At 62.0% G+C, this 19,004-nt stretch carries 16 protein-coding genes; 10 read left to right on the forward strand and 6 right to left on the reverse strand.

What is annotated here, in order from left to right:
• Nucleotides 1–3: 3 nt before the first annotated feature.
• The 3 genes from amn to I5S59_RS23935 form a co-directional block, all read right to left on the reverse strand.
• Nucleotides 4–1,497, reverse strand: coding sequence for an AMP nucleosidase (gene amn, locus I5S59_RS23925; RefSeq protein WP_128323067.1), 1,494 nt, complete (start codon nt 1,495–1,497; stop codon nt 4–6).
• A gap of 44 nt (nt 1,498–1,541) precedes the next feature.
• Nucleotides 1,542–3,194, reverse strand: a complete 1,653-nt coding sequence (locus I5S59_RS23930) for an acyl-CoA dehydrogenase family protein (protein ID WP_197878769.1) — start codon at nt 3,192–3,194, stop codon at nt 1,542–1,544.
• A gap of 77 nt (nt 3,195–3,271) precedes the next feature.
• On the reverse strand, nt 3,272–5,254 hold the full coding sequence (locus I5S59_RS23935; protein ID WP_197878770.1) for a sensor histidine kinase: 1,983 nt from the start codon (nt 5,252–5,254) through the stop codon (nt 3,272–3,274).
• Nucleotides 5,255–5,519: 265 nt separating this feature from the next.
• On the opposite strand from I5S59_RS23935, the gene I5S59_RS23940 reads away from it, so the two are divergent.
• From I5S59_RS23940 to I5S59_RS23955, 4 genes are all read left to right on the forward strand, one after another.
• The gene (locus I5S59_RS23940) at nt 5,520–6,317 is read left to right on the forward strand and encodes a hydroxymethylpyrimidine/phosphomethylpyrimidine kinase (protein WP_197878771.1); all 798 of its coding nucleotides are present in this window, start codon (nt 5,520–5,522) and stop codon (nt 6,315–6,317) included.
• A 15-nt stretch (nt 6,318–6,332) separates the two neighbouring features.
• Nucleotides 6,333–6,959: a thiamine phosphate synthase gene (gene thiE, locus I5S59_RS23945; protein WP_197878772.1), complete on the forward strand. Its 627-nt coding sequence runs from the start codon at nt 6,333–6,335 to the stop codon at nt 6,957–6,959.
• Between the two features lie 15 nt (nt 6,960–6,974).
• On the forward strand, nt 6,975–8,261 hold the full coding sequence (gene hemL, locus I5S59_RS23950) for a glutamate-1-semialdehyde 2,1-aminomutase (protein WP_197878773.1): 1,287 nt from the start codon (nt 6,975–6,977) through the stop codon (nt 8,259–8,261).
• A 230-nt stretch (nt 8,262–8,491) separates the two neighbouring features.
• The gene (locus I5S59_RS23955) at nt 8,492–9,040 is read left to right on the forward strand and encodes a tetratricopeptide repeat protein (RefSeq protein ID WP_197878774.1); all 549 of its coding nucleotides are present in this window, start codon (nt 8,492–8,494) and stop codon (nt 9,038–9,040) included.
• Nucleotides 9,041–9,048: 8 nt separating this feature from the next.
• Here I5S59_RS23955 and I5S59_RS23960 read toward each other — a convergent pair whose 3' ends face one another.
• Nucleotides 9,049–9,375 (reverse strand): DUF1820 family protein, encoded by a 327-nt coding sequence (locus I5S59_RS23960; RefSeq protein WP_038606593.1) that lies wholly within the window; start codon nt 9,373–9,375, stop codon nt 9,049–9,051.
• A 129-nt stretch (nt 9,376–9,504) separates the two neighbouring features.
• Here I5S59_RS23960 and miaB point away from each other — a divergent pair, with 129 nt between their 5' ends.
• The 5 genes from miaB to lnt all read left to right on the forward strand — a co-directional run bounded on the left by miaB (nt 9,505) and on the right by lnt (nt 14,818).
• Nucleotides 9,505–10,833 carry a tRNA (N6-isopentenyl adenosine(37)-C2)-methylthiotransferase MiaB gene (miaB, locus tag I5S59_RS23965; protein WP_197878775.1) on the forward strand — a complete coding sequence of 443 codons (1,329 nt, stop codon included), beginning with the start codon at nt 9,505–9,507 and terminating at the stop codon, nt 10,831–10,833.
• Between the two features lie 123 nt (nt 10,834–10,956).
• A complete protein-coding gene (locus I5S59_RS23970; RefSeq protein WP_197878776.1) occupies nt 10,957–11,958 on the forward strand; it encodes a PhoH family protein in 1,002 nt (333 codons plus the stop codon).
• On the forward strand, nt 11,951–12,424 hold the full coding sequence (ybeY, locus tag I5S59_RS23975; protein WP_197878777.1) for an rRNA maturation RNase YbeY: 474 nt from the start codon (nt 11,951–11,953) through the stop codon (nt 12,422–12,424). The genes I5S59_RS23970 and ybeY overlap by 8 nt, the downstream gene beginning before the upstream one ends.
• Before the next feature lie 28 nt (nt 12,425–12,452).
• Nucleotides 12,453–13,292, forward strand: coding sequence for an HlyC/CorC family transporter (locus I5S59_RS23980; RefSeq protein ID WP_028944390.1), 840 nt, complete (start codon nt 12,453–12,455; stop codon nt 13,290–13,292).
• An 8-nt stretch (nt 13,293–13,300) separates the two neighbouring features.
• Complete coding sequence (gene lnt, locus I5S59_RS23985) at nt 13,301–14,818, forward strand: apolipoprotein N-acyltransferase (RefSeq protein WP_197878778.1); 1,518 nt, start codon at nt 13,301–13,303, stop codon at nt 14,816–14,818.
• Here the strand turns inward: lnt and I5S59_RS23990 are convergent.
• Together I5S59_RS23990 and I5S59_RS23995 are read right to left on the reverse strand one after the other, a co-directional pair.
• On the reverse strand, nt 14,815–15,576 hold the full coding sequence (locus tag I5S59_RS23990) for a YdcF family protein (RefSeq protein WP_197878779.1): 762 nt from the start codon (nt 15,574–15,576) through the stop codon (nt 14,815–14,817). The two genes, lnt and I5S59_RS23990, sit on opposite strands and share 4 nt — an antisense overlap.
• A gap of 122 nt (nt 15,577–15,698) precedes the next feature.
• Nucleotides 15,699–16,016, reverse strand: coding sequence for a hypothetical protein (locus I5S59_RS23995; protein WP_197878780.1), 318 nt, complete (start codon nt 16,014–16,016; stop codon nt 15,699–15,701).
• A 238-nt stretch (nt 16,017–16,254) separates the two neighbouring features.
• Here I5S59_RS23995 and leuS point away from each other — a divergent pair, with 238 nt between their 5' ends.
• Nucleotides 16,255–18,870, forward strand: a complete 2,616-nt coding sequence (gene leuS / locus I5S59_RS24000; protein WP_197878781.1) for a leucine--tRNA ligase — start codon at nt 16,255–16,257, stop codon at nt 18,868–18,870.
• The last annotated feature ends 134 nt before the right edge of the window (nt 18,871–19,004 follow it).

The raw sequence follows: 19,004 nt of genomic DNA on the forward strand, positions 1-19,004 counted from the left end.
GCCTCAGCGGAACGGCGGCTCGTCGAAACTGCGCAGTTTACGCGAGTGAAGCGAATGCAGCTCGGTGCGCAGCAGATCCAGTGCGGCTATACCGATTTTCAGGTGCTGGCTGACCGCCCGGTTGTAGAACGCATTGGCCGCGCCCGGCAACTTGATCTCGCTGTGCAACGGCTTGTCCGATACGCACAGCAAGGTGCCGTAAGGCACACGCAGGCGATAGCCCTGGGCGGCAATGGTGCCGCTTTCCATATCGACCGCCACGGCGCGTGACAGGTTGATCAGCGGACGCTCCTGGGCCCAGCGCAATTCCCAGTTGCGGTCGTCATAGGTCAGCACCGTGCCGGTACGCAGACGCTTTTTCAGCTCGTCGCCGCGCTCACCCGTCACCTGCGCTGCCGCTTCCTGCAGGGCCAGTTGCACCTCGGCCAGGGCCGGAATCGGAATGTGTGGCGGTACCACGCGATCAAGGATGCCATCACGGCGCATGTAGGCGTGGGCCAGGACGTAGTCGCCAATGGTCTGCGACTGACGCAAGCCGCCGCAGTGACCGATCATCAGCCAGCAATGCGGACGCAACACCGCCAGATGGTCGGTAATGTTCTTGGCGTTGGACGGGCCGACACCAATGTTGACCAGGGTAATGCCATCACCGTCGGCAGCGATCAGGTGGTACGCCGGCATCTGGTAGCGGTGCCAGACCACACCAGCGACCAATGCCTGAGCCTCACCGTTGTCCATGCTCTTTTCGATGATCACGTTGCCAGGCAGGACCATGCGCACGAAACGCGGATCGTCGCGCAACTGCTCCAGGCCATGGGTGACGAACTGGTCGACATAGCGGTGGTAGTTGGTGAGCAAGATCCACGGCTGCACATGGCGCCAGTCGCTGCCGGTGTAATGCACCAGGCGACGCAAGGAGAAGTCCACCCGCGCTGCATCGAACAGCGCCAGCGGCAACGGATCGACGTTGGCCCAGTCGTACAGGCCATCGGCGATACCGTCGGTGGCAGCCGACAGGTCGGTGCTGGGGAATACCCGCGCCAGCGCCGCAGCGGTAATCCCGCTACCGGCCAGCTCGTCGCCCTGCTCGACCACGTAGGGGTATGGAATGTTCTGCTGACTGACGCCTACCTCGACAGTGACAGTGAAGTCGCGCATCAACGGTTTGAGTTGCTCCAGCAGATAACCGCGAAACGCGGCGGGCTGGGTCACAGTGACACTGTAGGTGCCTGGCAGCTGGACCTTGGCGTAGGCACGGGTGATGGCAGGCACTTCACCATGGTATTCGTAGGTCAGGCGCAGTTCCGGGTAGCGGAACAAGGCCCGCTCTTCGGCATTCGGCTCGGTGCGGTCCTTGAGGTAGCGCTTGAGCGCCTGGCTCAGGGCCGCGGTGGACTTCTCGTGCAGGGCCGCCAAACGATCGACGGCCTGCTCGGCGGTTTCTACGACAACGAAGGCTTCATCAGTACGGCTCACAATGTACTTCCTGTCTGGCATGCATACGCCCATCTTGCCTACATATTCAGGCAAAGGCACGCCTATTAGAGCGGCCAGTTTGGCGTCGAACGTGCCACCAGTTCGCCAACATCCACCCCGCGTGGCAACACCCCGTAAACCCGGCCGCTGCCGCTCAGGCGGCTGCCGATAAAGGCATCGCTGACCGTGGCATTGCCGGCTTCGAGCAACAGCTTGGCCTGCAGGGCCAGGGCGATGCCTTCGGTCAGCTGGCGGGCGCGGTACTGGATATCGCCGGTGTCGGCAAAGGCGGCCTTGAGATTACCGATATGCACCGCCAGCCGTGGGTCACTGTGGCCGTCGCCGAGTTCGTCGAACAGAACGTCCAGCACGCCGGACTCTTTGGACAGGGCACGCAGCACATCCAGGCACTGGACATTGCCCGAGCCCTCCCAGGTCGAGTTGACCGGGGCTTCGCGGTACAGGCGCGGCAGGATGCTGTCTTCGACATAACCGGCACCGCCCATGCATTCGGCAGCCTCGTTGATCATGGCCGGGGCACGCTTGCAGATCCAGTATTTGCCCACTGCTGTCACCAGCCGGGCGAACTTCGCCTGCTGCGGATCATCCGGCTGATCCAGCGCACGCCCCATGCGCAGGCTCAGGGCCAGCGCCGCTTCACTTTCCAGCGCCAGGTCGGCGAGGACGTTCTGCATCAGCGGTTGCTCGGCCAGCAGGCGTCCGCCGACCTGGCGGTGGGCACAGTGGTGGGCAGCCTGGGTCAGGGCCTGGCGCATCAAGGCGCTGGAACCGACCATGCAATCAAAACGGGTCATCGCCCCCATTTCGATGATGGTGGGCACGCCACGGCCCTCTTCGCCAATCATCCAGGCCAGGGCACCACGGAATTCGACTTCGCTGGAGGCGTTGGAGCAGTTGCCCAGCTTGTTCTTCAAGCGCTGGATGTAGAACTGGTTGCGCGAGTCATCCGGGCGGTGCCGTGGCAGCAGGAAGCAGCTTAAGCCCTTGTCGGTCTGGGCCAGGGTGAGGAAGGCATCACACATGGGCGCCGAGCAGAACCATTTGTGCCCGACCAGTTCGTACGCCTGGCCCGGCCCGGGCGCACCCACCGGGTAAGCACGGGTGGTATTGGCGCGCACATCGGTGCCGCCCTGCTTCTCGGTCATGGCCATGCCCAGGGTCACCCCGACCTTGTGCCGGTCGCCGACATTGCGCGGGTCGTATTCGGTGGCCAGCACCTTGGGCAGCCAGTATTCGGCCAGCTCCGGTTGCAGCTTGAGCGCAGGCACCGCGGCAAAGGTCATGGTCAGCGGGCAGCCACTGCCGGCTTCCGCCTGGCTGTGCAGGTAGGTCATGGAAGCCCGGGCCACGTGCGCACCCTCACGCGGCTCGACCCAGGGCAGCGACGGTAAGCCGTGCTCAATGGCCGTGCGCATCAACTCGTGGTAAGCCGGATGAAACTCCACCAGGTCAATTCGATGACCGTAGCGGTCATGGCTGCTGAATTGCGGTTTGTTCTGGTTGGCCAGAAAGCCCGCCGCCATCAGCGGCCCGCCGGCCAGTGCGCCATACGCATCAATCCGGTCCTGAGCCCAGCCTGCACCAAAGTGCCGCGACCATTGCTGCAATGGCAGGTCGATGCGGTAGAGGTTGGCCCCGTCCAGCGAAGGCGGCTGGTTGGTGACGTCGTGGGTTTCAGCGTACTGGTGGAGGTTCATCGAGGGGCTTCCTGAGTCAGAACGTGACTTCAGTGAATCACGCCATGCCCCCCGGTCAAAGTGACAAAAATGCCTAACTACCCGCGGTTTAGCCCTTGCCTGGAGAGGGCCTGCGGTTGGCTCAAGGCCAGGCTCAAGCCCAGTTCAAAGCGGCTGCCCTGGCCGGGATTCGACTCGTGCTGCAAACGTGCGCCAATCAGTTCGGCCAGTTGCCGGCAGATCGCCAGGCCAATACCCAGGCCACCGTACTGGCGGCTCATCGAACCATCAACCTGGAAGAAACGCTGGTACAGCCCGGGTTCGGCCAGGCGGTCAAAGCCGATGCCGCTGTCGCAGACACTGATGCTCAGGCCGAGCATGTCCGGCCCTTGCAGACGGCCGCGCACCTGCAGCATGACACCCCCCTGATGGGTGAACTTGATGCCGTTGTCGAGCAGGTAACTAAGGCACAAGGCCAGCTTGTGGCGATCACCGATTAGCATTTCAGGCAAGTCGGCAGGTGCATCAAGATTCAGGTACAAGCCTTTGCTCAACGCCGCAGCAGCGTACTTGGCGCGCAGTTCCTGCAACAAGCCGCGCAAGGCGAATGGCGCGTTCTGCGCACTGAGACGACCGGCCTGCAACTCGGTAAGGATCAGGATGTCGTCGACCATGCCCATCATGTCCTGGGCGGCGGCGCTTGCCGTGTGCTGGTACTGCGCCAGCTCACGGTCCATGGACACCGTCTGCATCAGCTCCAGTGAACCGATTACACCGTTCATCGGCGTGCGCAGTTCATGGGTCACAGTGGCGAGGAACTCATCTTTCAAGCGGTTGCTGTTGGCCAGTTGCTGGTTGAGCATCTCCAGCGCCCGGCCGGTTTCGCGCAGTGCCTGCGCCTGCTGGTTGCGCATGGTGTTGATACGGTCGGCCAGCGCCAGCGAGAGCAAACCGACTTCCAGTGCAGAACCAATCTGGCTGGCATACATCGTCAGGAAAATATTGGGCAGGTAGCCCAGCACCATCAAGGTATTGACCAGGCCGCCGAGCAAAAACGCCGACCAGGCAATGATGAAGTAACGCGCGACGCGCATACCACGCCACCAGGCATACACGCCGGCGGCAAAGATGCTCACGGTGAACAGCAACGCCAGGGCCGTGGCCAGGCGCAAGGCCAGCCCGTAGCTGCTGATCAGCGACAGCAACATGACCAGCCCACCACTGGCCATCAATAGCTTCAACAGGCCATCGAAGGCACGACTGTGCTGAGCCATGCGCAGAAAGCTGCGCGCGAACTGGCAACCGAACAGCCCTGCGGCACCGATGAACAGTGGTGTCGAGGCGTTCGCCCACCAGGGGTTGTCGGGCCAGAAATACGCCACGCCAGCGCCGTTGACCGACACCTGGTACAGGCCAAACGAGGCAATGTAGAGAATGTAGTAGAGGTAACTGGTGTCACGGACGCTGAGGTAGATGAACAGGTTGTAGACCAGCATCCCCAACAGCACGCCGTAGATCAGGCCAAGCACATAGAGGCGGGTTGGCTGCGCCTCCAGATAGGCCTCGGTAGACCATAACGTCAGTGGTGCCTGCACCGAGCCCTGACTATGCAGGCGCAGATAGGCGGTGGTGGACTGGCCGGGGACGAACGGCAACTCGAAAAGGTAGTTGTTCTGTTTGATCTGCCGACTGGAATAAGGCAGTGCGTCGCCGGTGCGTTGCGCCAGGTAAAAGCCACCAGCGCTATCGGGCAGGTAGAGTTCCAGGTGATCGAGCGGTGGATAGGCCAGTTCCAGCAACCAGCTTCGTGGCGTGGCCGACGGTTCGGCGGTGTAGCGCAAATCGAGCCTGATCCAGAATACCGAGGTCGAATACCCGGCATTCAATACATCGGATTGATGCGGGCGAAAATGCTCGCTGAACGAAGGGGCACTGACCTGTGCAATGCCGGCATTGCCATCACGGTCCTCAAACACATGCATCGCCCGGCCCAAGGGCAGGCTGCGCGTTGAATCGTCGAAATCGACCGCTGCGGCCAGCAGTGGTAACCAGCCCAGCACAACAATCAGCAAATAGCGCATACAGCCCCAGCATGGTCTGTACCGGTCGTGTCGCGCTAGCCTCCTGTCCGTTTGAGGCGACGCGATCCGGCAGTAACCGTTATCGGTATGTTCGAGCACTCTAGCATAGCTTTTCAGGGTGGCAATAAGCCACTGAAAATTTCGATACGAAGGCTCTAGAACGCCACTTTCAGAAGAAAACAAAATAATTTCCTGACCACTTGATCAAAAAAACCGAATTCCGGGGCAGACGCGGCAAAAGCGTTTGATGGTAAGCTCGCGCACCATGAATACCTACAGCTCCCGCCCCGTTGTCCTCTGTCTCTCCGGCCACGACCCCAGTGGCGGCGCCGGTTTGCAGGCAGATATCGAAGCCCTGATCGCCCAAGGTTGTCATGCCGCTCCCGCGGTGACTGCCCTGACCGTGCAGGATACCGTCAATGTCAGCGACTTCCGCGTACTCGACCGCGAGTGGGTATTGGCCCAGGCCAATGCCGTGCTTGCCGACTCGACGGTAGCCGCCGTCAAGCTGGGCATGCTCGGCTCGCTTGAAATGGTCGACACCGTCGTCGAACTGCTCAGCGCCCACCCGCACCTGCCGCTGGTCTGCGACCCGGTGTTGCGCGCAGGCGGCGGTGGCCGCCTGGGCAAGGATGAAGTCGGCTACGCCATGCGTGAACGCCTGCTGCCTTTGGCCACTATCGCCACCCCGAACCTGCCCGAAGCCCGCATCCTTGCCGAATTGCCTGACGGCAGCGCCGACGAATGCGCCGAAAAACTCCTGCCTTTTGTCAGACACCTGCTGATCACCGGTGGTCACGGCGACGAGCACGAAATCCACAACCGCCTGTACAGCCGCGATGGCCAGTGCCACACCTGGACCTGCCAGCGCTTGCCCGGCAGCTACCACGGCTCGGGCTGCACCCTGGCCAGTGCCCTCGCCGGACGTCTGGCACTGGGTGAACAGCTGCACAGTGCAGTACGCTCGGCCCTGGACTACACCTGGCGAACCCTGCGCGACGCCGAACAACTGGGTAAAGGCCAATACGTGCCACGTCGTCTACCCCTGGACTTCTGTTCCTGATCCCGAGGCCCCTTGATGAAGCTACGCGGTCTGTATGCCATTACCGACAGTCAACTGTTGGCGGGCAAGTTTCTGCCTTATGTCGAAGCCGCCCTCGACGGTGGCGTCACCCTGTTGCAATACCGTGACAAAAGCCAGGACGAGGCCCGCCGCCTGCGCGAAGCCGAAGCCCTGGCCGACCTGTGCAGCCGCTACAAGACCCGCCTGATCATCAACGACGACGCCGAGCTGGCTGCGCGCCTGGGTGTCGGCGTACACCTTGGCCAGACCGATGGCCCGCTGACCCCGGCGCGCACCCTGCTCGGGCACGAGGCGATCGTTGGCTCGACCTGCCATGCCGACCTCGCACTGGCCGAACAGGCCGCCCGCGAAGGCGCCAGCTACGTAGCCTTCGGTCGTTTCTTCAATTCCGTGACCAAACCGGGCGCGCCGGCGGCGGACACCGCCTTGCTGGACCTCGCACGCACCCGGCTCAAACTGCCAATCTGTGCGATCGGTGGCATCACCCTGGACAACGCCGCCCCGCTGGTCGCCCATGGCGTCGACCTGCTGGCGGTGATTCATGGCCTGTTCGGCGCCGACAGCACGCAAGAAGTGACCCGTCGTGCGCGCGCCTTCAACGCCCTGTATGCATCTGCCTGATTGAGAGAGCCCATCATGTCTCGTTCCGAAACCCTGTTTGCCAACGCCCAAAAACACATCCCTGGCGGCGTCAACTCGCCGGTACGGGCATTCAAGAGCGTTGGCGGCACGCCGCTGTTCTTCAAACATGCCGAAGGTGCCTACGTCACCGACGAAGATGACAAGCGCTATGTCGACTATGTCGGTTCCTGGGGGCCGATGATCCTCGGCCACAGCCACCCGGACGTCCTTGACTCAGTGCGCAAGCAGCTGGAGCACGGCCTGTCCTATGGCGCGCCGACCGCCATGGAAACCGAGATGGCCGACCTGGTCTGCTCGATCGTGCCGTCGATGGAAATGGTGCGCATGGTCAGTTCCGGCACCGAAGCCACCATGAGTGCCATTCGCCTGGCCCGTGGCTACACCGGCCGCGACAGCATCATCAAGTTCGAAGGCTGCTACCACGGGCACTCCGACAGCCTGCTGGTAAAAGCCGGCTCCGGCCTGCTGACCCAGGGCGTACCGAGCTCCGCCGGTGTACCGGCGGCCTTTGCCAAACACACCCTGACCCTGCCGTTCAACGACATCGACGCCGTTGCAAGCATGCTCGCCGAAGTCGGCCAGGACGTGGCCTGCATCATCGTCGAGCCAGTGGCCGGCAACATGAACTGCGTACCGCCAGCACCAGGTTTCCTCGAAGGCCTGCGTACCCTGTGCGACAAACACGGCGTGGTACTGATCTTCGACGAAGTGATGACCGGTTTCCGCGTGGCCCTGGGCGGCGCTCAAGCGTACTACGGCGTCACACCTGACCTGTCGACCTTCGGCAAGATCGTCGGTGGCGGCATGCCCGTGGGCTGCTTCGGCGGCAAGCGCGCCATCATGGAACAGATCGCGCCGCTGGGCCCGGTCTACCAGGCCGGCACCCTGTCGGGCAACCCGCTGGCCATGGCTGCCGGCCTGACCACCCTGAAGCTGATCAGCCGCCCGGGCTTCCATGACGAGCTCAGCGCCTACACCAGCCGCTTGCTCGATGGCCTGCAGCAACGCGCCGATGCCGCTGGCATTCCGTTCGTCACCACCCAGGCGGGTGGCATGTTCGGCCTGTACTTCAGCGGTGCTGACGACATCGTCACCTTCGACGATGTAATGGCCAGCGATGCCGACCGCTTCAAGCGCTTCTTCCACCTGATGCTTGAAGGCGGCGTGTACCTGGCGCCAAGCGCCTTCGAAGCCGGTTTCACCTCGATCGCCCACGGCGAAGCCGAGCTGAAGATCACCCTGGATGCCGCCGAGCGGGCGTTCGCCAAGCTGAAGAACTAATACTGTAGGAGCCCGGCTTGCCGGCGAACCAGACACCGCGGTGTATCAAATGCACCGCGTTGTCGTTCTTCGCAGGCAAGTCGGAGCGCCGCCCGCTCACCCCTACAACCGGGTGAATTCGCTCCCATCAGCAGAAAATCGAGTAAAGACTTTGTAAGGTAGGCGCTGCTTATCCCATAATGTGCCACCAGACACTTTGGCCGCAGCTTTGCAGAGGTAAGTCGATCCCCATGAACCGCACCGGCCGCGCCCTTGCCCTGGGCTGCCTGTTGCTTCTTCAGCCCCTGCTGGCCTTGGCAGGCGGTAACTCGTTGCTGATTCCGGCAACGGGCCGCTGCACCCTCAATTCCCAGCCCGAAGACCTGCCCCAGGCCCTGGCGGCGTGTCAGCAGGCTGCACAAGGCGGCGATGCACAAGCTCAGTATGAGCTGGGTGAGTTCTATTATGAAGGCACCAACACGCCACGGGACCTCAAGCAGGCCCTGAGCTACTTCGAGCAGGCCTCGCTGCAAGGCCACGCCCAAGCCCAGTACCGCCTGGGTACCATGTTCTTCAAGGGTGAGGGGGTTGCAGCCAACAATGTGCAGGCCTACATCGTGTTGAAGATGGCCGCAGTCAACGGCGCCGAAGACGCGCTGGACCTGGCTGATGAAGTGTCTGAGCAGATGCCGCGGGAAGATCTGGAAGTGGCTACCCAGGTATTGGGACAAATCTTCCGCAAATACCTGCTGGAGCTGCAAACAGCCGAAGGCCGTACGCCGTTCTCACCACTCCCCTGAGCCTGCGCTTACTTTTCCGGCATTGGCATCGGAAACGGCATCACATTGCTGACACCACGCGCTTCACTGATTTTCGGCGTACCCAAACGCTCGACTTCATCGATACGCACGATCGAGTGCATGGGCACAAAGCTGCGTACCACGCCTTCGAATTGCGCCTTGAGCTTTTCTTCGCTCGGATCGACCACGACTTGGGTACGCTCACCGAAAACAAATTCTTCGATTTCAAGAAAGCCCCACAGATCGCTTTGGTAGATCTGCTTGGCATACATCTCGAACACCTGGCCCTGGTTGAGAAAGATCACTTTGTAGATAGGCGCTTCGCGTTTGGTCATTTCGGCGGGAACAATCACAGGTTGTAAAGATGGCGCAAACTATAACATAGCCCCCAGACCGACAACGCTAGGATCAAGCGCCCCACCCCCCTATAATGCGCGGTTATTCGAATTACCTGATGATCTCCCATGGCCAAGAAGCTTTACATCGAAACCCACGGCTGCCAGATGAACGAGTACGACAGCTCGCGCATGGTCGACCTGCTGGGCGAACATCAAGCCCTGGAGGTCACTGCTCGTGCCGAAGATGCCGACGTGATCCTACTCAATACCTGCTCAATCCGCGAGCGCGCCCAGGACCGGGTCTACTCCCAGCTGGGCCGCTGGCGCGAATTGAAGGACATGAACCCGGACATGGTCATCGCCGTCGGTGGTTGCGTGGCCAGCCAGGAGGGCGAGTCGATCCGCAAGCGGGCGCCGTACGTCGATGTGGTCTTCGGCCCGCAGACCCTGCACCGCCTGCCAGAAATGATCGATGCCGCACGCACCACGCGCCTGCCTCAGGTTGACGTGTCGTTCCCGGAAATCGAAAAGTTCGACCACCTGCCCGAACCGCGCATCGATGGGCCGACGGCTTATGTTTCGGTGATGGAAGGCTGCAGCAAGTACTGCACCTTCTGCGTAGTGCCCTACACCCGCGGTGAAGAAGTCAGCCGTCCGTTCGACGACGTGCTGTCCGAAGTCATCCACCTGGCTGAAAACGGCGTGCGCGAAATCACCCTGCTGGGGCAGAACGTCAACGGCTATCGCGGCCAGACTCACGACGGCCGTCTGGCGGACCTCGCCGAGCTGATCCGCGTGGTCGCGGCGGTGGATGGCATCGACCGCATCCGCTACACCACCTCGCACCCGCTGGAGTTCTCCGACAGCCTGATCCAGGCCCACGCCGAGGTCCCCGAGCTGGTCAAGCACCTGCACCTGCCGGTGCAATCGGGATCCGACCGCGTGCTGGCGGCAATGAAGCGCAACCACACCGTGCTCGAGTACAAGTCCAAGCTGCGCAAGCTCAAGGCCGCCGTGCCGGGCATCTGCATCAGCTCCGACTTCATCATCGGCTTCCCGGGGGAAACCGAGAAAGACTTCGAGCAAACCATGAAACTGGTGGCCGACGTCGGATTCGACTTCTCCTACTCCTTCGTCTACAGCCAGCGCCCGGGCACACCCGCCGCCGACCTGCCCGACGACACCCCGGAAGAGGTGAAAAAGGAGCGGCTCAAGGCCCTGCAGCATCGCCTCGACACCCAGGGTTTCGAGATCAGCCGACAAATGGTCGGGACCCTCCAGCGTATCCTGGTCACTGACTACTCGCGACGCGACCCCGGCCAGTTGCAGGGGCGCACCGAGAATAACCGTATCGTCAACTTCCGCTGCGACAATCCGAAACTGATCGGCCAGTTCGTCGACATCCATATCGACGATGCACGCCCGCATTCGCTGTTCGGCTCGCTGGTGCAGTGACCTGTCCAACCGGGCCGCAACAGTGGCCCGGTGACCCTTGATCGTTTCAGCGCTTTCGCCCTGCAGCGGCTAGGGTTATCCTTGAGTTCATATCCATTGCCGTCGGGCGGCTGAAAAACAACCTTGAACGCACCCATAGAACCTCATCGTTTCATCCTCGAGCCCTTCGAGGCCCATCGCTTCGCCAACCTGTGCGGGCAGTTCGACGAGCACTTGCGCCTGATCGAACAGCGCCTGGCCATCGAAATCCGCAATCGCGGCAATCAATTCGAACTGATCGGCGAACCCAGGCACACCTCCTCTGCCGAGCAACTGTTGCGCCGTCTCTACCGCGAGACCAAGGCCACCGAGCTGTCGCCGGAAATGGTCCACCTGTTCCTGCAGGAATCGGCCGTTCAGGAGCTGGAGAACCCCGCAGTCAACGAAGTCAGTGTTTCCCTGCGCACGCGCAAGGGCATGATTCGTCCGCGCGGCCTAAACCAGCAGCGCTACGTGAAGGAAATTCTCGGCAACGACATCAACTTCGGCATTGGTCCGGCCGGTACCGGCAAGACCTACCTCGCCGTTGCCTGTGCCGTCGATGCCCTGGAGCGCGAACAGGTGCGGCGCATTCTGCTGGTGCGACCGGCGGTCGAAGCGGGTGAAAAACTCGGCTTCCTGCCTGGCGACCTGGCCCAGAAGATCGACCCGTACCTGCGCCCGCTGTACGACGCCCTGTACGAGATGCTCGGCTTCGAACACGTGGCCAAGCTGATCGAGCGCCAGGTGATCGAGATCGCTCCGCTGGCGTACATGCGCGGCCGCACGCTGAACAACAGCTTCATCATCCTCGATGAAAGCCAGAACACCACGGTCGAACAGATGAAGATGTTCCTGACCCGTATCGGTTTCGGCTCCACCGCGGTGATCACCGGCGACATCACCCAGGTCGACCTGCCGCGCGGCACGAAGTCGGGCCTGGCACACGTGATCGAAGTACTCAAGGATGTACCGGGTATCAGCTTTACCCACTTCCAGCCCAAAGACGTGGTCCGCCATCCGTTGGTGCAGCGCATCGTTGAAGCTTACGAGCGCTTCGAAAACCGCCCTGTGGATAACAGCGAAGGCAAAAAACGCGATGCTTGAGCTCGATCTACAGCTGGCAAGCGATGCCCCGCATCCTGACGAACAACAGTTCCGCCGCTGGTGTGAGCTAGCCCTGCGCCAGCGCACTGCCGACTCGGAAATGACCATCCGTCTGGTGGATGAAGCCGAAGGCCGTGAACTCAATCACACCTATAGGCACAAGGACTACGCCACTAACGTGCTGTCCTTCCCCGCCGATGTTCCTGACGACATGCTCGACATCCCGTTGCTGGGCGACCTGGTGATCTGTATCGCTGTGGTCGAGCGCGAAGCTGCCGAACAGGGCAAGTCGCTGGAAGCCCATTGGGCCCACCTGGTGATTCACGGCTGCCTGCACCTGCTGGGCTACGACCACATCGACGACGATGAGGCCGAAGAAATGGAAGCACTGGAACGAGAGTTGCTTGCAGAACTGGGTCATCCGGACCCTTATGCCGACGACGAATTCGAAGCACCCCAACACTGAAATCTGCAAAGGATCACGAGTAACCGCCATGAGCGAAGATCGATCGAGCAACGGGCAAAAGTCCTGGCTGGGCAAACTGACCCAGGCTTTTGCCCACGAGCCGAAAAACCGTCAGGAGCTGCTTGAGCTGCTGCGCGAAGCCCATCAGAACAAGCTGCTCGACAGCGAGGCGCTGACCATTGTCGAAGGCGCCATTCAGGTGGCCGACCTGCAAGTACGCGACATCATGGTGCCGCGCTCGCAAATGATCAGCATCAAGGCCACGCAGTCACCACGCGAATTCCTGCCGGCGGTGATCGACGCCGCGCACTCGCGCTACCCGGTGGTGGGTGAAAGCCACGACGACGTCCTTGGCGTGCTGCTGGCAAAAGACCTGTTGCCGCTGATCCTCAAGGAGAACGGCGACAGCTTCAACATCAAGGACCTGCTGCGCCCGGCCACCTTCGTGCCCGAGTCCAAGCGCCTGAACGTGCTGCTTCGCGAGTTTCGCGCCAACCACAACCACATGGCCATCGTCATTGACGAATACGGCGGCGTGGCGGGCCTGGTGACGATCGAAGACGTGCTGGAGCAGATCGTCGGCGACATCGAGGATGAGCACGACGTCGAGGAAGACAGCTACATCAAGCCGCTGCCAAGCGGCGACTTCCTGATCAAGGCGCTGACCCCGATCGAGAACTTCAACGAGTTCTTCGACAGCCAGTTCTCCGACGACGAATTCGACACCGTTGGCGGCCTGGTCATGAGCGCGTTCGGCCACCTGCCCAAGCGTAACGAGACCACCGAAATCGGTCCGTACCGCTTCCGCATCCTCAATGCCGACAGCCGCCGGATCCACTTGCTGCGACTGACCCCTATCACCCGTTAAGGACAACCATGCGCTGGATCACCCGTCCCGGCTGGCCCGGTAACCTGCTGGCCGTGGCGGCCGGTGCAATCACCACCCTGGCCCTGGCGCCGTTCGACATCTGGCCGTTGGCATTGCTGGCGGCCGGCCTGTTCTACCTTGGCCTGCGCGACCTCAGCCCACGCCAGGCCCTGGGCCGAGGCTGGTGCTTCGGTTTTGGCCTGTATGCCGCCGGCACCAGCTGGATATACGTCAGCATCAACACCTATGGTGGCGCAACGCCGTTGCTGGCCATCGGTTTGCTGGTCGCGTTTTTTGCCGCCATTGCCTGGTTCTTCGCCCTGCCCGCCTGGATCTGGGCGCGCTGGCTGCGCCGCAATGAAGCGCCGTTGGCCGACGCCCTGTGCTTCGCCGCTTTGTGGGTCGGTCAGGAAGCGTTCCGTGGCTGGTTCCTCACCGGTTTCCCCTGGCTGTACTCCGGTTACAGCCAGCTCGATGGCCCGCTGTCTGGCCTGGCGCCCGTCGGTGGCATGTGGCTGATTTCCTTCTGCCTGGCATTGTGCGCGGCATTGCTGTGCAACCTGCCGCGCCTGCGTGCACGCCCTTCCTTCATGGCGGTAGCCATCGCCCTGCTGATTGCCCCCTGGGCGGTGGGCTTGGCGCTCAAGCACCATGCCTGGACCGAGCCGGCCGGCAAACCACTGACGGTGGCAGCCCTGCAAGGCAACGTCGAGCAGGAGATGAAGTGGAATCCTGAGCATGTCAACGCCCAGCTGGCCCTGTACCGGGACATGAGCTTCAGCTCCAAACCCGTTGACCTGCTGGTGTGGCCGGAAACGGCGGTGCCGATCCTCAAGGACCAGGCCCAGGGCTACCTGGACATGATGGGCAACTTCGCCGGCGAGCGTCATTCGGCACTGATTACCGGCCTGCCGGTGCGGGAAGTGGTGCATGGCCAGCGTCGCTACTACAACGGCATTACCGTCACCGGTGAAGGCGATGGCACCTACCTCAAGCAAAAGCTGGTGCCGTTTGGCGAGTACGTCCCGCTGCAAGACATGCTCCGCGGCCTGATTGCCTTCTTCGACCTGCCCATGTCGGACTTTGCCCGCGGCCCGGCGGACCAGACCTTGCTGCAAGCCAAGGGTTATCAGATTGCCCCGTACATTTGCTACGAAGTGGTCTACCCGGAGTTTGCCGCCAGCCTGGCAGCGCGCAGTGACTTGCTTCTGACCATCAGCAACGACACCTGGTTCGGAACCTCGATCGGCCCCCTGCAGCACCTGCAGATGGCCCAGATGCGTGCTCTGGAAGCCGGGCGCTGGATGATTCGCGCCACCAACAACGGCGTTACCGGCCTGATCGACCCGTTCGGTCGCATCACCGCACAGATCCCGCAGTTCGAACGGGGCATTCTCTACGGTGAAGTGGTGCCCATGCAGCACCTTACGCCGTACCTGCAATGGCGCTCCTGGCCACTGCTGATTGTCTGTGTACTGTTGTTCGGCTGGGCCCTGCTGGCCAGCCGGATCGCCAAGACCGTTTAATAGAACAGGCGATAACCGAGCAGGCCAACGGCTTCATTGAGCAGTTGGCCGCTCTGCCAGATGGACTTGCTTTCCGGCAACCAGCCGCCGAAGGGCCGGGCATTGTCGCGCCCCAGAAAGCCGACCGGCGCCGGCACCACTTCAAACCCTGCCCGCTCAAAGCTCCAGCGCGAGCGCTGCATGTGCCAGGCCTGTGTGACCACCACTACACGCTTGATACCCAGCGGCTGCAGGATTTCGGCGCTCATCCGGGCGTTTTCCCAGGTCGTGCGGCTGCGCTCTTCCTTCCAGCGCACACTGACGCCAAAGTCGCGCTGCAGTGAATCCGCCATCAATTGTGCCTCGCTCGGCGGAGTGCCGTAGTGCAGCCCGCCACTGGTCAGCAGCGGCAACCCTGATGCCTTGGCCAGCTGCGCGGCATAGCGCATGCGCTCCAGCGCCACTCCTGTAGGTTGATCTGCAAGTGCCCAGGCCGGGTCTCCCCGCTCACGCCCCGCGCCAAGGATGACAATGGCATCGGCCTGCTGAGCCAGTTGCGCCCATTGCCCGCTATTCAAGGCCTGCTCGGTCTCCAGAGCCCGCGCCGAGCGCTCGACGACAACCGGCAGGCTCATCAGCCACAACCCGCCCAGCCCCAGCACAAAACAGGCAGCCGACAACCGCGGCCAGGAACGTCGCAACCACCAGGCAACGATCAGCAACAGGAACAGGACGCCAGGCGGGAGCAGCAATTGTTTGATGAAATAGCGAACAGGCACGGGACACCTCCATGGAGGTGGGCAGCCTAAGAGGATCGGCACCTGGCAACAATAGCCAGGCACCGATCATCTGAGTTTTTTCAAAGGGACGCACTCCGCTTTGCGTCTGGGGTTCCGAACGGCTACTTGAATCGCAGCGTCCTGGATTTTGCCCGGGTAGAGGAGCGCTTTTGGTCCTTGAGCCAGACTACACTGGCTGAAGGGGTCGGCTCCGGTGATAGCTGTGCGCCAGCGCATCCATGCCTGCCCTCTGGTAGAGAATCCAGATAGGCCTTGATCACATCGAACTCCGCGCGGCTCAGGCCCCGCAGTTCCAATTCAGCAGGCACTTCATCGCGTAACCGAACAGACGTCCTGGCGACTTCCAGGGCAAGCCCCAGACGATCGATCAGCCGTTCGTAAAGCTCAGGTTTCGTTACTTGTTGCTGCGACTCTCCCATCCGTTCACCTCATTGAAGATAAAATATCTCCCCCCAAATGTGAGCTTAGCGTCACTCACAAAAGCAGCCGGACCCTGCGACCAACGGCCCGCAGCAGCTCTACCAGTGCAATCAGGGTTTCCCTCGATGGACAGGGGTCATGTATGCTAGGCCGTTCACCATTTCGACACCGGATTGCCGATGCAGCGGTTTTCCCGCTGCCTGGATAAGGTCTCTCATCTCTAAGCGCAAAGTAGCCATGCACGAACTCTATCAGCCCCGTGAAATCGAAGCCGCCGCCCAGTCCTTCTGGGACGAGCAAAAGTCCTTTGAAGTCAGTGAACAGCCAGGCAAGGAGTCTTACTACTGCCTATCGATGTTCCCGTACCCGAGCGGCAAGCTACACATGGGCCACGTGCGCAACTACACCATCGGCGACGTGATCGCCCGATACCAGCGCATGCAGGGCAAGAATGTCCTGCAACCAATGGGTTGGGACGCCTTCGGCATGCCGGCCGAAAACGCCGCGATGAAAAACAACGTCGCGCCGGCCAAGTGGACCTACGAAAACATCGAGTACATGAAGACCCAGCTCAAGAGCCTGGGTCTGGCCTTCGACTGGTCGCGTGAAGTCACCACCTGCAAGCCGGACTACTACCGCTGGGAACAGTGGCTGTTCACCCGCCTGTTCGAAAAGGGCGTGATCTACCGTAAAAACGGTACCGTGAACTGGGACCCGGCCGACCAGACCGTACTGGCCAACGAGCAGGTCATCGACGGCCGCGGCTGGCGTTCGGGCGCGCTGATCGAGAAGCGCGAAATCCCGATGTACTACTTCAAGATCACCGACTATGCCGACGAGCTGCTGGAAAGCCTCGACGAGCTGCCGGGCTGGCCTGAACAGGTCAAGACCATGCAGCGCAACTGGATCGGCAAGTCCCGTGGCATGGAAGTGCAGTTCCCCTTCGACCAGGCCAGCATCGGCCACGCCGGGGCACTGAAAGTCTTCACCACCCGACCGGACACCCTGATGGGCGCCACTTACGTGGCCGTTGCTGCCGAGCACCCGCTGGCCACCCAGGCCGCCCAGGCCGCCCAGGGCAACCCCGAGCTGCAAGCGTTCATCGATGAATGCAAGAGCGGCAGCGTCGCCGAAGCCGACGTCGCCACCCAGGAGAAAAAAGGCCTGGCCACTTCGCTGTTCGTGTTGCACCCACTGACCGGCGAAAAACTGCCGGTATGGGTCGCCAACTACGTGCTGATGCACTACGGCGATGGCGCAGTAATGGCTGTTCCGGCGCACGACGAGCGCGATTTCGAATTCGCCAAGAAGTACAACCTGCCGTTCAAGGCTGTAGTGCGTACCAGCCTGGGCGACGAAGTCGCTGCCGAGTGGGACCCTGCCTGCGGCGAGCACGGCGTGCTGATCAACTCCGGTGAGTTCGACGGTCTGGACTTCCCGGGTGCGTTCGACGCCATGGAAGTCGCCCTGATCAAAAAAGACCTGGGCAAATCCCGTACCCAGTTCCGCCTGCGCGACTGGGGCATCAGCCGTCAGCGCTACTGGGGCTGCCCGATCCCGATCATCCACTGCCCATCGTGCGGCGACGTGCCGGTGCCTGAAGACCAGTTGCCGGTCAAGCTGCCTGAAGATGTGGTGCCGGACGGCGCAGGCTCGCCACTGGCGCGCATGCCCGAGTTCTACGAGTGCACCTGCCCTAAATGTGGCACGGCGGCCAAGCGTGAAACCGACACCATGGACACCTTCGTCGAGTCGTCCTGGTATTTCGCCCGTTATGCCTCGCCGAACTACGAGGGTGGCCTGGTCGATCCGAAAGCGGCCAACCACTGGCTGCCGGTCGACCAGTACATCGGCGGTATCGAACACGCCATCTTGCACCTGCTCTACGCGCGCTTCTTCCACAAGCTGATGCGTGACGAAGGCCTGGTGACCTCCAACGAGCCATTCAAGAACCTGCTGACCCAGGGCATGGTCGTTGCCGAAACCTACTACCGCGTTGCCAGCAACGGCGGCAAGGACTGGTTCAACCCGGCCGACGTCGAAGTCGAGCGCGATGCCAAGGCCAAGATCATCGGCGCCCGCCTGAAAACCGACGGCTTGCCGGTCGAGATCGGCGGCACCGAGAAGATGTCCAAGTCGAAAAACAACGGCGTTGACCCCCAGGCCATGATCGAGGCCTACGGTGCCGACACCTGCCGCCTGTTCATGATGTTCGCCTCGCCGCCCGACATGAGCCTGGAATGGTCCGACTCCGGCGTTGAGGGTGCCAACCGCTTCCTGCGCCGTGTCTGGCGTCTGGCACAGGCCCATATCAGCCAGGGCCTGCCGGGCAAGCTGGACGTTGCTGCGCTGGACGATGCACAGAAAGTGGTCCGTCGCGCTATTCACTCGGCCATCAAACAGGCCAGCACCGATGTCGGCCAGTTCCACAAGTTCAACACCGCCATCGCCCAGGTGATGACCCTGATGAACGTGCTGGAAAAGGCTCCGCAAGCCAGCGAACAGGACCGCGCCCTGCTGCAGGAAGGCCTGGAAACGGTCGCCCTGCTGCTCGCACCGATCACTCCGCACATCAGCCACGAGCTGTGGCACCGCCTGGGTCACCCGGGCGCGGTGATCGATGCCGGCTGGCCTGCAGTGGACGAAAGCGCCCTGATTCAGGACAGCATCGTGCTGGTTATCCAGGTCAACGGCAAATTGCGCGGCCAGATTGAAAGGCCGGCGGGCGCCAGCCGCGAAGACGTCGAAGCCGCCGCCCGCAGTAACGAAAACGTGCTGCGCTTCACCGAAGGCCTGAGCATCCGCAAGGTCATCGTGGTACCGGGCAAGCTGGTCAACATCGTCGCCAACTGAAAGGACTACCGGCCCGCCGGAACACCCGGCCGGGAACCCGCAACGGCCCACAAGGGGGGAACAAGAGTATGAAACCGCACATTCGGGGAATGGGGCGGGCTGTGATTCTCCGTGGCGGGGGGTTACACCTGGGG

Origin of the sequence: Pseudomonas alkylphenolica, assembly GCF_016009175.1 — a bacterium.
In the GTDB taxonomy this organism is placed as follows: Bacteria; Pseudomonadota; Gammaproteobacteria; order Pseudomonadales; family Pseudomonadaceae; genus Aquipseudomonas; species Aquipseudomonas alkylphenolica_B.

Coding starts and splice junctions, on each gene's coding strand:
- I5S59_RS23940 (WP_197878771.1), top strand. CDS start 5,520: ATGAATACCTACAGCTCCCGCCCCGTTGTCCTCTGTCTCTCCGGCCAC.
- I5S59_RS23980 (WP_028944390.1), top strand. CDS start 12,453: ATGAGCGAAGATCGATCGAGCAACGGGCAAAAGTCCTGGCTGGGCAAA.
- lnt (WP_197878778.1), top strand. CDS start 13,301: ATGCGCTGGATCACCCGTCCCGGCTGGCCCGGTAACCTGCTGGCCGTG.
- miaB (WP_197878775.1), top strand. CDS start 9,505: ATGGCCAAGAAGCTTTACATCGAAACCCACGGCTGCCAGATGAACGAG.
- thiE (WP_197878772.1), top strand. CDS start 6,333: ATGAAGCTACGCGGTCTGTATGCCATTACCGACAGTCAACTGTTGGCG.
- I5S59_RS23960 (WP_038606593.1), bottom strand. CDS start 9,375: ATGACCAAACGCGAAGCGCCTATCTACAAAGTGATCTTTCTCAACCAG.
- ybeY (WP_197878777.1), top strand. CDS start 11,951: ATGCTTGAGCTCGATCTACAGCTGGCAAGCGATGCCCCGCATCCTGAC.
- hemL (WP_197878773.1), top strand. CDS start 6,975: ATGTCTCGTTCCGAAACCCTGTTTGCCAACGCCCAAAAACACATCCCT.
- amn (WP_128323067.1), bottom strand. CDS start 1,497: ATGCCAGACAGGAAGTACATTGTGAGCCGTACTGATGAAGCCTTCGTT.
- leuS (WP_197878781.1), top strand. CDS start 16,255: ATGCACGAACTCTATCAGCCCCGTGAAATCGAAGCCGCCGCCCAGTCC.
- I5S59_RS23935 (WP_197878770.1), bottom strand. CDS start 5,254: ATGCGCTATTTGCTGATTGTTGTGCTGGGCTGGTTACCACTGCTGGCC.
- I5S59_RS23995 (WP_197878780.1), bottom strand. CDS start 16,016: ATGGGAGAGTCGCAGCAACAAGTAACGAAACCTGAGCTTTACGAACGG.
- I5S59_RS23930 (WP_197878769.1), bottom strand. CDS start 3,194: ATGAACCTCCACCAGTACGCTGAAACCCACGACGTCACCAACCAGCCG.
- I5S59_RS23955 (WP_197878774.1), top strand. CDS start 8,492: ATGAACCGCACCGGCCGCGCCCTTGCCCTGGGCTGCCTGTTGCTTCTT.